Genomic DNA, 15,507 nt, shown 5'->3' on the forward strand with positions numbered 1-15,507 from the left:
AAAGAAAGCGGCGCGGTAAGTTCATAACTTTGCGCCGTTTTTTAATATGCTAAAACAGCACATTCCGTCATTTTGAATCAAGCTGAATCTGGCCCATAATGCGGTTAGAGTGACGCCCTGAGTCAATCCAATGACAATTAAAATATCTATCGACTGTATGGGTGGTGATCACGGCCCCTCAGTCACCATTCCTGCTGCTATTTCGTTTGTTCAAAGCGAGCCAGATGCCGAGCTTATTTTGGTCGGGCTGGAAGCATCGCTATTGGCCGAACTGAAAAAACACAAGGCCAGTGAACATCCACGTTTATCGATCGTGAATGCGACCGAGGTCGTGACGATGGACGACCCCCTCGAAATCGCTTTGCGCCGCAAGAAGGATTCTTCCATGCGTGTCGCGATTAACCTGGTCAAACAGGGCGATGCCGATGCTTGCGTCTCGGCCGGTAATACGGGTGCCTTGATGGCGATCTCGCGTTACGTGCTGAAGACCTTGCCGGGTGTGAATCGTCCCGCCATTTGCAGCATCCTCCCGAATCAAAAAGACGGCCCTACCTATATGCTCGACCTCGGCGCGAACGTCGATTGCGAGCCGCAGCATTTGCATCAGTTTGCATTGATGGGTTCTGCGCTGGTATCGGCGATGGAAGGCAATCCGCGTCCTACCGTCGGTTTGCTGAATGTCGGCGAAGAAGATATCAAGGGCAATGAGGTGGTCAAGCAAACCGCAGTTTTGCTGCGTGCAGATCACGAGCAGGGCAGGCTGAACTTCTACGGCAACGTAGAGGGCAATGACATTTTCAAAGGCACGACCGACATCGTCGTATGTGACGGTTTCGTCGGTAATGTCACTCTCAAGGCTTCCGAGGGACTGGGACGTTTCGTCAAGAGCGTACTCACCACTGAATTTAAAAGCAGCCCGCTGAATCTGCTGGGCGCATTGATCGCACGTGGAGCCCTGAAAGCAATTTCACAACGAATGAATCCTTCTCGCTACAATGGCGGCAGTCTGCTGGGTCTGCGTGGCCTGGTATTCAAGAGTCATGGTGGCGCGGATGCTTATGGTTATCAATGGGCGATCAAGCGTGCGTTTGACGCCGCCAAGTACGATGTGTTGACGCGTATTTCGACCAAGATTGCCGATTTGATGCCGCAATCTGACGCCTCACCAGAAGATTCCGCTGTGGCAATATCTAATGCAACATCAATAGAAAAATAGAAAAGCGCATGACTATTTACAGCAAGATTATCGGTACAGGCAGCTACCTGCCACCTAACCGCGTTACCAATCAAGAACTGGCTGCGCAATTGGCCAGCAATGGCATCGAAACTTCCGACGAATGGATCGTTTCGCGCAGCGGTATTTCAGCACGTCACTATGCAGATGCAGGCGTGCAATCCAGTGACCTCGCAGTAGAGGCCGCGAAGCGTGCACTGGATATGGCCAAGCTCGGCGTCAATGATGTCGACCTGATTATCCTTGCGACCTCAACCCCGGATTTCTTCGGCGGCTTCCCAAGCACTGCCTGCGTGGTGCAGCGCAAACTGGGCATCACGAATGATTGCGCCGCTGTCGACGTACAAGCGGTATGCAGCGGCTTCGTCTACGCGGTATCGATCGCGGACAACTTCATTAAGGCCGGGACGCATAAAAACGTGTTGGTCATCGGCGCGGAAGTGTTCTCGCGCATCATCGATTTCGAAGATCGCACTACCTGCGTCTTGTTTGGTGACGGTGCCGGCGCTGTCCTGATGACGGCTTCGCAAGAGCCTGGCGTGCTGGCAACCAAGCTGCATGCAAATGGTAACTACGGCGATATTCTGTGCTTGCCTGGCAAGGTCAACAAGGGTGTGGTTGAAGGTAGCGCCTTCCTGTATATGGATGGCCCTGCTGTGTTCAAGATGGCCGTTTCGGTGCTGGATAAAGTGGCGCACGAAGCGCTGGAATTGGCCGGTATGGAGTCGTCGGAAGTTGACTGGATCATCCCGCATCAGGCCAATATCCGTATCATGCAAAGCACAGCCAAAAAACTGGGCCTGGGCATGGACAAAATGATCGTGACTGTCGATCAGCACGGTAATACTTCAGCTGCTTCGATTCCTATGGCGCTCGACGTTGGTGTGCGTGATGGTCGTATCAAGCCAGGCCAGAACGTTATGATGGAAGGCGTAGGCGGCGGCTTCACCTGGGGCGCGGTGCTGGCACGGATGTGATCCCGGGGACAGGGACGCAAATCGTTTTTTTAAATAAAACTAGAAAACAAGCATGAGCAAATTCGCATTCGTTTTTCCAGGGCAAGGGTCGCAAGCGATCGGCATGCTCAACGGTTTCGCTGACAACGCAGTCGTGCAGCAAACTCTGGCAGAAGCATCGGACGCATTGCAGTTCGATCTGGCTAAATTGATTTCCGAAGGTCCGAAGGAAGAGTTGGACCTGACTACCAGCACCCAACCGGTCATGCTGACGGCCGCTGTCGCGATGTATCGCGCGTGGATCGCTGCAGGCGGCAAGACTCCGGCGCTGGTCGCTGGTCATAGCCTGGGTGAATATTCCGCATTGGTTGCGGCTGGCGTGATCGCATTCAAGGATGCCGTGCCGCTGGTGCGTTTCCGCGCCAAGGCGATGCAGGAAGCCGTTCCTGTCGGCCAGGGTGGCATGGCTGCTATCCTCGGTTTGTCCGACGCGGATGTACTGGCTGTGTGTGCGGAAGCAGCGCAAGGTGATGTAGTCGAAGCGGTTAACTTCAATGCTCCAGCGCAAGTTGTCATCGCTGGTCACAAGGCTGCGATCGAGCGTGCCTGCGAAGCTGCCAAGGCGAAGGGCGCCAAACGCGCGTTGTCGCTGCCGGTTTCTGCGCCGTTCCATTCGTCTTTGCTGAAGCCTGCATCGGATCGTTTGCGCGAATACATGGCAACGCTGACTTTCAATGCACCACAAATTCCATTGATCAATAACGTCGATGTCGCTATCGTCAGCGATGTTGATGGTATCAAGGACGCCCTGGTGCGCCAGGCTGCCAATCCGGTGCGCTGGGTTGAGACGGTGCAAAAAATGGCTGCGGATGGCGTCACTGACGTCGTTGAATGCGGTCCTGGCAAGGTATTGGCTGGTTTGACCAAGCGTATCAACGGTGAGTTGGCCGGACATGCAATTGTCGATCAAGCGTCGCTGGACGCTGTTTTGGAGCTTTTGAAATAATGACTACAGTTGATTTGAGCGGCCAGGTCGCCCTGGTCACCGGCGCTTCGCGCGGTATCGGTCGTGCGATTGCACAGGAATTGGCTAAGCAGGGCGCCAAGGTAATCGGCACGGCAACGTCGGAATCCGGTGCCAACGCGATTTCCGAGTATCTCGGTAACGGCGGCAAGGGCGTCGTGCTGGACGTTAATGACGCCGCGCGCTCGGTCGAGCTGATCGATGAGATCCAGAAAGAATTCGGTGCTGTCAGCATCCTCGTCAATAATGCAGGCATCACCCAGGATCAACTGGCGATGCGCATGAAGGACGAAGAGTGGGACAACGTCATTGCGACCAACCTGACTGCGGTCGGACGCTTGTCGCGTGCGGTTTTGCGCGGCATGATGAAGGCTAAAGCTGGTCGTATTATCAACATAACATCAGTTGTCGGCTCGTCCGGCAATGCTGGCCAGATGAATTACGCTGCAGCCAAGGCTGGTGTGGCTGGCATGAGTCGTGCTCTGGCACGTGAGATCGGTAGCCGCAACATTACCGTCAATTGCATTGCACCTGGTTTTATTGATACGGATATGACGAAAACCCTGAGCGAGCAGCAAATTGCTGCCTTGCTGCAACAGGTTCCGTTAGGACGTTTGGGCGCGGCGGAAGACGTTGCTGCTGCAGTGAGTTTCCTTGCATCGCCTCAGGCGAGTTACATTACTGGTACCACGTTGCACGTCAACGGCGGTATGTATATGAACTAAATTTGTAATTAGTCACTTTTAGCCGAAGTTTCAGGTTTCTTGATGACAAAAGCTAAAAATGAATTTTCGGTGCGCAAACCTGCTAAAATGCGCGCACTTTCTGTAACCACCCATTGGAGTTAAAACATGTCGGATATCGAACAACGCGTTAAGAAAATCGTCGCTGAACAACTGGGCGTCGCCGAAGCAGACATCAAAATCGAATCGTCTTTCGTTGACGATCTGGGCGCTGACTCGCTCGACACCGTTGAACTCGTGATGGCGCTCGAAGACGAATTCGAAATGGAAATCCCTGACGAACAAGCCGAAAAAATCACTACAGTGCAGCAGGCGATCGATTACGCCAAGGCACACGTAAAAGCGTAAGTTGTTTTGAACGACTCTAGGAGAATTGCTTGAGCCGCTCTAGTAAACGTCGTGTCGTCGTCACTGGTCTTGGTTGTATTTCTCCCGTCGGCAACACTGTCGCAGACGCATGGAATTCGCTTCTTGCAGGGCAATCTGGCATTGCAACCATCACCAAGTTTGATGCGACACCCTTCAGCACACATTTTGCTGGAGAAGTAAAAAACTTCAATATCGAGGACTACATTCCCGGTAAAGAAGCGCGCCACATGGATACATTCATCCACTACGGCGTGGCAGCTGGCATGCAGGCAATGCGAGACAGCGGTTTGGTTGTGACGGAAGAGAATGCCGAACGTATTGGCGTCATCGTCGGTTCCGGTATCGGTGGCTTGCCGCTGATCGAAGAAACCCACGCTGAACTGACCAATCGTGGCCCGCGTCGCATCAGCCCGTTCTTTGTGCCTGCGTCCATCATCAACATGATTTCAGGTCACCTGTCGATCATTTATGGTCTGAAAGGTCCGAATCTGGCGATTGTGACTGCATGTACCACTGGTTTGCATTCGATCGGCGCTGCTGGTCGTATGATCGAATACGGTGATGCGGACGTCATGATTGCAGGTGGTGCCGAATCGACGATTTCACCGCTGGGTCTGGGTGGTTTCGCTTCTGCACGCGCCTTGTCGTCGCGCAACGATGATCCTGCTACGGCTTCCCGTCCATGGGATAAAGACCGTGACGGTTTCGTCCTGGGCGAGGGTGCTGGCGTGATGGTGCTGGAAGAGTACGAGCATGCGAAAGCACGCGGTGCAAAAATCTATGCGGAACTGTGTGGTTTCGGCATGAGTGGCGATGCTTATCACATCACTGCTCCTAACATGGATGGCCCACGTCGCAGCATGACGAATGCACTGAAGAGCGCGGAAATCGCTGCCGATCAAGTGCAGTACCTGAATGCACATGGCACGTCGACCCCATTGGGCGATAAAAATGAAACGGATGCAGTGAAAGCCACATTTGGCGCACATGCGAAGAAGCTGACAGTCAACTCGACAAAATCGATGACAGGTCACTTGCTCGGTGGTGCCGGTGGACTTGAGTCGGTATTTACCGTGCTCGCCTTGCATCATCAGATTTCGCCGCCTACGATCAATATCTTCAATCAGGATCCGGAATGTGATCTCGACTACTGCGCTAATACCGCGCGCGAGATTCCTATTCAGTACGCCATGAAAAATAACTTCGGTTTTGGCGGTACGAACGGTACCTTGATTTTTGGTAAAGTCTGATCAAAATCCGATTATTCCGTAAGGGTAATCGGATTTTTTACTTATTCCTCCCATGTCTATTGCGGTATCAGCCGTAGTGCAGCAGTCCAGATGCTTAGCCGGGCTGCTGGTGCTGATGTGCGCAACCTTGTTTTTGATTGCCGCAGTGCTGTTGTTCGGGTTGGTTGGGGATTTGAGTTTGACAGTACGGAGCTTGCTTGCCGTCCTATGCGTAGCATGTGGATCTTATGTATTTTTCCGGACTCTAAGGAATGGGAAAATATATAAGATACAAATATCGGGTAATGGTCAGATCCGTCTGGCTGGACTGCCTGCAGGTGAGAGGGGGGAACCGGGTGAGGGCGAGTTGGTGGAATTGCTGCCGGACTCGACTTTATGGCCAGGTTTGTTACTCTTACGTCTACAAAATGCCGTCCGGCAAACGCATAATGTAGTGATCTTGCCGGATTCAGTAACACCAGATAGTTATCGGGCCTTATTAGTCGCTTGTCGCTGGATAGTCATGCGACATGCAGACGCTGATAAGCAGCGTATCAGCGGGATTTAGTTACGAATTTTTTGAACCAAACAAGTTTCGTCCAGTCAATTAGGCGAGCCGCGTGCGTGTTGCAGAATAACAAGGGAATGGATTGACGACAGAACGCGATATTGATCAGCAACTTGTCGAGCGTGTACAACGTGGCGACAAAAAAGCTTTCGAGCTATTAGTGATCAAGTACCAACGGAAATTGATGCGACTGGTGTCGCGGCTAGTCCGCGACCAGGCTGAGGCTGAAGACGTAGTGCAGGAAGCATTCATCAAGGCGTATCGCGCATTACCGCAGTTTCGCGGTGATTCGGCGTTTTACACCTGGTTATATCGTATCGGCATCAACACCGCGAAGAACTATTTGGTCACCCAGGGCCGTCGTGCTCCGACATCAACTGAAGCAGATGTCGAAGAAGCAGAAACTTTTGACGACGGAGACCACCTAAGAGATATCAATACACCGGAATCGTTGTTGGCAACCAAGCAAATCGCGCAGACTTTGAATGTGGCGATGGAGGAGTTGCCAGAAGAGTTACGAATGGCGATTACTTTGCGAGAGATCGAAGGACTGAGTTACGACGAGATAGCTGAATCGATGGGTTGCCCTATCGGTACAGTACGCAGCCGGATCTTCCGGGCGCGTGAAGCCATCTCGGAAAAATTAAGGCCGTTGCTGGATACGGCGCTCGATAAACGTTGGTGAAAAATAAATAAAGAAACGCTTTTTGCTGCAAATATAGGGGTAGCCTTAATTTTTTCGAGGTAGTGATGAATACGATGAATATGACGCGGGAACAGATATCAGCTTTTGCCGATAACGAATTGTCTGATGGACATGTCGATATCGCTTTGGCTGCATTGCGCCAGCAAGAAGGACGCGATACGTGGAATATGTATCATCAAATCGGCGACGCCCTGCGTTCCGACGATTTGAATACGCAGTTGAGTGCAGATTTCAATACGCGCATGTTTGCCATGCTGGATGCAGAGCCGACCATCATGGTGCCTGCAGAGAAACGCGTAGCCGTGGCCAAAAAGGATGCGGCGTTCCGCCGCTTCGCCATGCCAGCCGGTATGGCTGCTGCTGTCGCGGTCGCCGCTTTCCTGACCGTACCGCAAATGATGACGCCGAATGCGCCGGTAGTAACGGCTGCCGCAGCGCCTGAAACGATTACTGTCGCCAGCAAGGATGGTGAAGTCCTGCGTGATCCGCGTATAGACGACTATCTGTTGGCACACCAACGTTTTTCACCTTCTGTGTACAGCAGTGCGCAGTACGCCCGCGCAGCTACCTTCGCTGTTGACTCAGACAAGTAATAAATATGCGGCAAACATTAGGTTTTTTTAAATTCGTAGTGCTTTTTTCCAGCGTCATGGCGTTCACCGCTTATGCGGAGGATGCCGGCGCTGGTCACGAACAGCAAGATACGCAGGTATGGCTGAAGAAAATCCAGTCATCTGCACAGAAGCTGAATTACTCGGGCACCTTCGTCTATCAGCAGGGCAATCACGTACGCACCTCGCGTATCACGCATATCTTCAATGGCAAGAACGAGCTTGAGAAACTCGAGATACTCGATGGCAAGCCGCGTGAATACATCCGCAACAATGAAGAGGTTGCCTGCTACATCCCGGAAGTGAAATCGATACGTGTAGAAAAGCGCGTGACGAAAGACGTCTTCCCGGCCATCCTGGGTGCCAATCCGGCAGACCTGGCTGAGCACTACCATTTCAAAAAAGGCGAGACTGGCCGCATAGCTGGTTTTGATTGCCAGGCCATTATCCTGGAGCCGAAAGACAAGCTGCGTTATGGCTACAAGCTGTGGGCTGACAAATCGACTGGTCTCTTGCTCAAGGCACAGACGCTGAACGAGAAAAATGATGTGGTCGAACAGATTGCATTTACCCAGCTGTCCATCGGTCATATCGATCCTAGTCGTGTGAAATCGAGTTTCCCGAATACCCAGGGCTGGCGCGTAGAAAATGCCGTCATGAGTGAAACCAATTTGTCCGGCTGGTCGGTGAAGGATATTCCGCCCGGCTTCAAAAAAATACGTGAGATGAAGCGCCTGGTGACCGATACCGCACCTGCGAATGCAGCGGACAACGCCGCGCCTACGCAACGTGAAGTGTCGCAAATTGTTTATTCGGACGGATTGGCAGCGATCTCGGTCTTTATTGAATCAGGTACGCAAAGCCGGACCGAAGGCTCGATGCAGCAAGGCGCGATGAACATCGTCGGCAAGCGGCAGGGTGATTATTGGTTGACGGTAGTGGGCGAGGTGCCTGCGGCAGCGATCAAGCAGGTTTCCAATTCGATAGAGTTCAAGTCTAAATAAGAATTTTTGAATTTATGAAAACAATTCCTCTCGTGCACAAAAAGCTCTCCGTAGTTTTATTCGGTGTTGCGAGTGCATTCTTTATTCCTGCGCTTGCAGGTGTCGCACCTGCTGTCGCTGCACCATCCGTTGCCGGTTTGCCTGACTTCACCGATCTGGTTGAAAAGACCGGTCCGGCGGTGGTGAATATCCGTACTACGGAAAAAGCCAAAGTCAGCCAGCAAGGCAATGCTGCGACTGACGATGAAGAAATGCAGGAATTTTTCCGCCGCTTCTTCGGCGCACCAATTCCCCCGCGCCAGCAACAGCCTGCGCCACGTGGACGTGGCAAAGCCGCACCTGAAGCGGAAGAAGAAGTGCCGCGTGGTGTGGGCTCTGGCTTCATCATTTCTGCTGACGGTTACGTCATGACCAATGCGCACGTCGTCAATGGTGCGGACGAGGTCTATGTCACCCTGACTGACAAGCGCGAATACAAAGCAAAAATCATCGGTGCGGACATACGCACCGACGTCGCAGTCGTCAAGATTGAGGGCAGCAACCTGCCGCGTCTGGTGATGGGTGACTCCAACAAGATACGTGTAGGTGAATGGGTGATCGCGATCGGTTCGCCGTTCGGCCTGGATAACTCTGTGACGGCGGGTATCGTGTCGGCGAAAGCACGTGATACCGGTGATTACCTGCCTCTGATCCAGACTGACGTGGCTGTCAACCCGGGTAACTCGGGTGGTCCGCTGATCAATATGCGCGGTGAAGTGATCGGTATCAACTCTCAAATCTACAGTCGCTCCGGTGGCTACATGGGCATCTCGTTCGCAGTGCCTATCGACGAAGCTATGCGTGTGGCAGATCAATTGCGCACTACCGGTAAAGTGACGCGCGGTCGTATCGGCGTGCAGATCGGTGAAGTCACGAAAGATGTTGCCGAGTCCCTCGGTTTGCCGCGTCCGCAAGGTGCGCAGGTACAACGCGTGGAACCAGGTGGTCCGGCTGAAAAAGGTGGCCTGGAAGCTGGCGACGTGATCCTGAAATTCAATGGCGTCAGCATCGAGCGCTCCAGCGATTTGCCACGTCTCGTTGGTGGTACCAAACCAGGTACCCGTTCCGTGATCTCGGTATGGCGCAAGGGCGCAATGCGCGACCTGAACCTGACGGTAGCCGAGCTGGAAGCCGACAAGGTCGTGAAGAAAGAAGAGAAGAAGCCGAAGGCTGAGCAGGTTGCGAATGCGCTCGGCATGATTGTCAGCGACCTGAGTGCAGCACAGCTCAAGGAACTGAAGATAGATGGCGGTGTCCTGCTGGAAGCGACTGAAGGTGCAGCAGCGCGTGCCGGTTTGCGTGCCGGTGACATCATCCTGCGTCTGAATAACACAGACATCAAGGATGCGCGTCAATTCAACGGTCTGGTAGCCAAACTGGATACCAAGAAAACCACCTTGCTGCTGGTGCGTCGCGGTGATTCCTCGCAATTCGTGACGATCAAACCTCTGGCGCAGTAAGCCGACTAACGAAGATGAGGCTGCCTGCTGAAAAGCTCGCAGCCTTTTCTTTTGCCTGCGAAGGTCATCCTTGATGCAATTCACACTTTATTCGCGTACCTACTGTCATTTGTGCGATGACATGCTGCAGGCATTGCAAACCTTGCTCGGGCCGGATACTTATCCGATCCACGTGCTGGATGTCGATGCTGATCCGGCCTTGGTCGCGCAATATGATGAACTGGTACCGGTGCTGCTCGGTCATAAGGAAGGGCAGGCGGCACAACAGCTGTGCCACTATTTTCTGGATGAGGCCGCGGTACGGGCCTTTGTTGCACATTCATAAACGGTATCGTCAGCTTCAGCGGCGCGTATCGGCGGAAATGATAGGGCTAATGTGATTTCGTACGAAATTGTCACACCAAACGCAGAAGCCGGGAATTTCCGGGATTTCCCCTCTGAAATCCGGTAAAATGCCGTGGCCGTCATCCCTCTGTAACAAGGCGCTCGCTTGGGGAAGCATCCCAGCATAGAGCGCTTTTTTTGTAATTGTCACTTGGTTAATGAACAACATTCGCAATTTTTCCATCATCGCCCATATCGACCACGGTAAATCGACTCTTGCCGACCGCATTATCCAATTGTGCGGCGGCTTGTCCGATCGCGAAATGGAGGCGCAAGTCCTTGATTCCATGGACATTGAGCGTGAGCGCGGGATTACCATCAAGGCGCAGACCGCAGCCCTGACGTACAAGGCGCGTGACGGCGAGGTCTATAACCTGAACCTGATTGATACACCGGGCCACGTCGATTTCAGCTACGAAGTCAGCCGTTCGCTGTCTGCCTGCGAAGGTGCTTTGCTGGTAGTCGACGCGTCACAAGGCGTGGAGGCGCAAACCGTAGCGAACTGCTATACCGCGCTGGATCTGGGCGTGGAAGTGGTGCCGGTACTGAACAAGATCGACTTGCCATCTGCTGATCCGGCCAATGCCTGTGCAGAAATCGAAGAAGTGATCGGGATTGATGCCAGCGATGCTGTGCATTGCTCGGCCAAAACCGGCCTCGGTGTGCAAGACGTACTGGAATCGCTGATTACCAAGGTGCCGCCGCCTAAGGGTGATGCGAGTGCACCGCTGCAGGCATTGATCGTCGATTCCTGGTTCGATAACTACGTCGGCGTGGTGATGCTGGTACGTGTGGTGAACGGTACTTTGCGTCCGAAAGACAAAATTCTGTTGATGGCCAGCGACTCGCAGCATCTGGTCGAAAGCGTCGGCGTGTTCACGCCTAAATCGATTTCGCGCGATGCGCTGACAGCCGGGCAGGTGGGTTTCATCATCGCCGGTATCAAAGAGCTGAAAGCAGCCAAGGTCGGTGATACCGTGACCCTGGTCAGCCGTCCTGCAGCCGAGCCTTTGCCTGGTTTCAAGGAAGTGCAACCACAAGTGTTTGCCGGTCTGTTCCCGGTGGAAGCCAACCAGTACGATGCTTTGCGCGACTCGCTGGAGAAACTGAAGCTGAATGACGCCGCCCTGATGTACGAGCCGGAAGTATCGCAGGCGCTGGGCTTCGGCTTCCGCTGCGGTTTCCTTGGTTTGCTGCATATGGAAATCGTGCAGGAACGTCTCGAACGCGAGTTCGACATGGACCTCATCACGACCGCGCCTACCGTGATTTACGAAGTGGTCTTGCGCGACGGTTCCATCCTGATGGTGGATAACCCGTCGAAGATGCCGGATCCTTCGAAAATCGAAGAAATCCGTGAACCTATCGTCACCGTCAATCTCTACATGCCGCAGGAGTATGTCGGCTCGGTGATTACGCTGTGTACGCAAAAACGCGGCATCCAGATGGACATGAGCTACCACGGCAAACAGGTCAAACTGATCTATGAAATGCCGATGGCAGAAATCGTGCTCGACTTCTTCGACAAGCTGAAGTCGACCTCGCGCGGTTACGCGTCCATGGATTACGAGTTCAAGGAATACCGTTCATCCGATGTGGTCAAGGTCGATATGCTGATCAATAGCGAGAAGGTTGATGCGCTGGCGATCATCGTGCATCGAGCCAACAGCCAGTATCGTGGACGTGCAGTAGCTGCCAAGATGCGCGAGCTGATTCCGCGTCAAATGTTTGACGTTGCGATTCAGGCCGCTATCGGTGCCAACATTATTTCGCGTGAAAACGTGAAAGCGCTGCGTAAAAACGTTTTGGCGAAATGTTATGGCGGCGATATCAGCCGTAAACGCAAGCTGCTGGAAAAACAAAAAGCCGGTAAGAAACGCATGAAGCAAGTGGGCTCGGTAGAGATTCCACAGGAAGCGTTCCTGGCAATTCTACAAGTGGATGAGAAATGACGTTTCAAGACATCTTAGGTAATTTTTCGCTGATTCTTTTCATCCTGATGGTGGGAACCGGCGTCGTCTGGTTCCTCGATGTGCTGTACCTGAAGAAGCAACGACGTGCCAAGGCAGACGCAGTGCTGGCGGAATATGATGCACGCAATGCGAAGCTGGCAGGCGAGGGTATCAAACCTGACACGACCGGCCGTTCTGCACTGGAAGCCAGCCTGTTGCGCCAACCGGCCTGGATAGAGTATTCGGGTAGCTTCTTCCCGGTGATTGCGTTGGTGTTCTTCCTGCGCTCCTTCCTGTACGAGCCGTTCAAGATTCCGTCGACCTCGATGGTGCCGACACTGCAAGTCGGTGACCTGATCCTGGTTAACAAATACCAGTACGGCATCCGCTTGCCTATCATCAACAAGAAAATCATCGATGTCGGCACACCGCAACGCGGTGACGTTATGGTCTTCAAATACCCGGAAAACATGGCGCTGGACTACATCAAGCGCGTGGTGGGCGTACCTGGTGATACTGTCACTTATCGCAACAAGCGCCTGATCGTGAATGGCCAGCCGGTGTCCTACAAGCCTTTGCCAGACTATCTGGATGAAGAGACATTGAGTTACTCCAAGCACCTGAGCGAAGATTTGAACGGTGTGGCCCACCAAATCCTGAATAATCCACGTGCACCGTCCTATGTGGCTAATCCGCACGACTTCCCGAACCGGGAATTGTGTAATTACGATGTAGAAGGATTTACCTGCAAGGTCCCTGCTGGACAATATTTCATGATGGGTGATAATCGGGATAACAGCCTGGATAGCCGTTACTGGGGTTTCGTGCCGGATAAAAACATTGTCGGAAAGGCATTTTTTATCTGGTTGAACCTGAACAACTTCCCGAGCAACCTCGGTCGTATCGGTAATTTCCAGTAATCAATATCAGGAGCGTGTACATGGGATACCCGTTGCAGAACAAGCGTTATCAACAAGGCATTAGTTTGGTAGGCCTGATCGTGGTATTGGCTGTGATAGGCGCAATTGCAGTATTGGCAATGAAAGTAACGCCTACCGTGACTGAGTATTTCTCGATCAAGAAGGCGATTGCCAGCGTCAAGGCGGCAGGCGGCTCGGTACCGGAAATGCGTGCGGCGTTTAACCGCCAGGCTGAAGTAGGTTATATCGATGCAATCGATGGCAAGGATCTGGACATCGTCAAGAATGGCGATGACACTGAAATCAGCTTTGCCTATCAAAAAACGATACCGCTGGGGGGACCGGTCAGCCTGCTGATCGATTATGCTGGTTCGACCGGTAATGGCGTGGCAAAGAAAGCTCTACCTTAAGGCGATGAAACGATAGAAATAAGCGATAGAAAAATGGATTTAACGTTATTGCAAAACCGGCTGGGCCACACTTTCAAGGATGCTGTCTTGTTGCAGCAGGCTTTGACACATCGCAGCCACGGTAGTGTACATAACGAACGCCTTGAATTCCTCGGCGATTCCATTTTGAATTGCGTGGTTGCCTCGCTGTTGTTTGATCGTTACAGCAAGATAGATGAAGGTGACTTGTCACGTTTGCGCGCCAATCTGGTCAAGCAACAATCGCTGTACGAAATCGCACAGCGCCTCGAGTTGTCGCACTTCCTGCGCCTCGGTGAGGGTGAATTGAAATCGGGTGGTTTCCGTCGTCCGTCTATCCTGGCTGATACGCTGGAAGCGTTGTTTGGTGCGATCTATCTCGATGCCGGTTTCGATATCGCACGCGATGTTATCCGCGCGCTCTACATTCCGATACTCGATAGCGTCGATCCCAAGACACTGGGCAAAGACGCCAAGACTTTATTGCAGGAATACCTGCAGGGTAAAAAAATCGCTTTGCCGCAATACAATGTGGTCGCTACCCATGGTGCCGCCCACAATCAGGAATTCGAAATCGAATGTCTGGTTCCCAAGCTGGACATCCAGGTATTTGGCACTGGCGGCAGTCGCCGTGCCGGTGAGCAGGCTGCAGCCAAGCTGGCACTGGAAGCAGTGCAGGCCGCATTCGTCAAAGCACCTGCTGCCAGCCGCAAAGCCAAACCGCGTACCGCGCAACTGAAGCTGGCAGGTATCGCGACGGTGCAACTGGATGAAGCTGACAAGGCAGCCAAGGCGCCGGCAAAGACCGAAGCTAAAAATACCAAGGCTGAAATCAAGCCTGTTACTGAATCAACTGAAGCGCCGACCAACGATGGGCAAAAGAGTCTGATCGCCGAGCATGATGCCGGGAAAACGACATCTGCCACATCTGATGACGGCGCAACAAAATCTTCTACCACTACACATTCTAAAATTGCATGACTGAATCCGCCGCACTGTCTCACTTTCGATGCGGTTATATCGCGATCGTCGGTCGCCCTAACGTCGGTAAATCGACTTTGATGAATGAGTTGATCGGCGCCAAGGTCAGCATCACATCGCGCAAGGCGCAAACCACGCGCCATCGCATCACCGGCATCCAGACTGTGGAAGATGCGCAGTTTGTGTATGTCGACACGCCTGGTTTCCAGACGCGTCATGCGAATGCCTTGAACAAGACACTGAACCGTACGGTGACGAATACGCTGACTGCCGCGGACGTCATCCTGTATGTAATTGAAGCGGGTACTTTCGGCCAGGCCGATCAACAAGTGCTGGATCTGATCCCGAAAAATGTTCCTTGCATACTCGTGATTAACAAGTCTGATCGCACCAAGGACAAGGCAGTTTTGCTGCCGTTCGCACAGCAAATCGCCGCCAAGCATGACTTTGCAGCCGTGGTGCCGGTGTCGGCCAAGCTGCGTTTCCAGCTCGATGGTTTGCAAGGCGAAATCAAAAAATACCTGCCGGAAAACCCGCCTATCTTCGGCGAAGATGACATCACTGACCGCAGCGAAAAATTCCTCGCTGCTGAAATCGTGCGCGAAAAAGTATTCCGTTTCGTGGGCGATGAATTGCCGTACACCAGCACTGTGCTGATCGAGAAATTTGAAGTCGAAGGCAATCTGCGTCGCGTATTCGCTGCGATCCTGGTTGAGCGCGATACCCATAAATCGATGGTCATCGGTAACAAGGGTGCCCGTCTCAAAGATATCTCTACCCAGGCGCGTCTCGATATGGAACGCCTGTTCGGTGGCCCGGTGTATCTGGAAATCTGGGTCAAGGTCAAATCAGGCTGGGCTGATAACGAAGCCGGTCTGCGTGCATACGGATACGAATAG

The 15,507-nt window shown here is 52.9% G+C and carries 17 protein-coding genes; all 17 read left to right on the plus strand.

The annotated features are described in order from the left end of the window. Positions 1–130 precede the first annotated feature (130 nt). A complete protein-coding gene (gene plsX, locus H7U06_RS13325) occupies positions 131–1,216 on the plus strand; it encodes a phosphate acyltransferase PlsX (protein ID WP_175626613.1) in 1,086 nt (361 codons plus the stop codon). An 8-nt stretch (positions 1,217–1,224) separates the two neighbouring features. Further along, positions 1,225–2,211 (plus strand): beta-ketoacyl-ACP synthase III, encoded by a 987-nt coding sequence (locus H7U06_RS13330; protein ID WP_175626614.1) that lies wholly within the window; start codon positions 1,225–1,227, stop codon positions 2,209–2,211. Between the two features lie 52 nt (positions 2,212–2,263). Beyond that, positions 2,264–3,196 carry an ACP S-malonyltransferase gene (gene fabD, locus H7U06_RS13335; RefSeq protein WP_175626615.1) on the plus strand — a complete coding sequence of 311 codons (933 nt, stop codon included), beginning with the start codon at positions 2,264–2,266 and terminating at the stop codon, positions 3,194–3,196. Beyond that, positions 3,196–3,939 carry a 3-oxoacyl-ACP reductase FabG gene (fabG, locus tag H7U06_RS13340; protein WP_175626616.1) on the plus strand — a complete coding sequence of 248 codons (744 nt, stop codon included), beginning with the start codon at positions 3,196–3,198 and terminating at the stop codon, positions 3,937–3,939. The genes fabD and fabG overlap by 1 nt, the downstream gene beginning before the upstream one ends. 126 nt (positions 3,940–4,065) lie before the next feature. Beyond that, the gene (gene acpP, locus H7U06_RS13345; protein WP_009664389.1) at positions 4,066–4,305 is read left to right on the plus strand and encodes an acyl carrier protein; all 240 of its coding nucleotides are present in this window, start codon (positions 4,066–4,068) and stop codon (positions 4,303–4,305) included. Positions 4,306–4,334: 29 nt separating this feature from the next. Beyond that, entirely contained in the window at positions 4,335–5,576 is a 1,242-nt protein-coding gene (gene fabF / locus H7U06_RS13350) for a beta-ketoacyl-ACP synthase II (RefSeq protein ID WP_124575133.1), read from the plus strand. Positions 5,577–5,628: 52 nt separating this feature from the next. Further along, a complete protein-coding gene (locus H7U06_RS16400) occupies positions 5,629–6,123 on the plus strand; it encodes a protein YgfX (protein ID WP_368492573.1) in 495 nt (164 codons plus the stop codon). 82 nt (positions 6,124–6,205) lie between these two features. Beyond that, entirely contained in the window at positions 6,206–6,808 is a 603-nt protein-coding gene (rpoE, locus tag H7U06_RS13355) for an RNA polymerase sigma factor RpoE (protein ID WP_124575132.1), read from the plus strand. A gap of 65 nt (positions 6,809–6,873) precedes the next feature. Then, a complete protein-coding gene (locus H7U06_RS13360; protein WP_175626617.1) occupies positions 6,874–7,422 on the plus strand; it encodes a sigma-E factor negative regulatory protein in 549 nt (182 codons plus the stop codon). 5 nt (positions 7,423–7,427) lie between these two features. Then, positions 7,428–8,444, plus strand: a complete 1,017-nt coding sequence (locus H7U06_RS13365; RefSeq protein WP_175626618.1) for a MucB/RseB C-terminal domain-containing protein — start codon at positions 7,428–7,430, stop codon at positions 8,442–8,444. Positions 8,445–8,458: 14 nt separating this feature from the next. Further along, positions 8,459–9,943, plus strand: coding sequence for a DegQ family serine endoprotease (locus tag H7U06_RS13370; RefSeq protein ID WP_175626619.1), 1,485 nt, complete (start codon positions 8,459–8,461; stop codon positions 9,941–9,943). A gap of 73 nt (positions 9,944–10,016) precedes the next feature. Continuing rightward, the gene (locus tag H7U06_RS13375) at positions 10,017–10,268 is read left to right on the plus strand and encodes a glutaredoxin family protein (RefSeq protein ID WP_175626620.1); all 252 of its coding nucleotides are present in this window, start codon (positions 10,017–10,019) and stop codon (positions 10,266–10,268) included. Between the two features lie 217 nt (positions 10,269–10,485). After that, complete coding sequence (gene lepA, locus H7U06_RS13380; RefSeq protein WP_175626621.1) at positions 10,486–12,279, plus strand: translation elongation factor 4; 1,794 nt, start codon at positions 10,486–10,488, stop codon at positions 12,277–12,279. Continuing rightward, entirely contained in the window at positions 12,276–13,199 is a 924-nt protein-coding gene (lepB, locus tag H7U06_RS13385; protein ID WP_175626622.1) for a signal peptidase I, read from the plus strand. Before lepA ends, lepB begins: the two co-directional genes overlap by 4 nt. Positions 13,200–13,219: 20 nt before the next feature. Continuing rightward, complete coding sequence (locus tag H7U06_RS13390; protein ID WP_175626623.1) at positions 13,220–13,609, plus strand: DUF4845 domain-containing protein; 390 nt, start codon at positions 13,220–13,222, stop codon at positions 13,607–13,609. A 33-nt stretch (positions 13,610–13,642) separates the two neighbouring features. Further along, complete coding sequence (gene rnc, locus H7U06_RS13395) at positions 13,643–14,608, plus strand: ribonuclease III (RefSeq protein ID WP_175626624.1); 966 nt, start codon at positions 13,643–13,645, stop codon at positions 14,606–14,608. Beyond that, the gene (era, locus tag H7U06_RS13400) at positions 14,605–15,507 is read left to right on the plus strand and encodes a GTPase Era (protein WP_175626625.1); all 903 of its coding nucleotides are present in this window, start codon (positions 14,605–14,607) and stop codon (positions 15,505–15,507) included. The genes rnc and era overlap by 4 nt, the downstream gene beginning before the upstream one ends.

Source organism: Herminiimonas sp. Marseille-P9896 (genome assembly GCF_903993245.1).
Classification (GTDB): domain Bacteria; phylum Pseudomonadota; class Gammaproteobacteria; order Burkholderiales; family Burkholderiaceae_D; genus Oxalicibacterium; species Oxalicibacterium contaminans.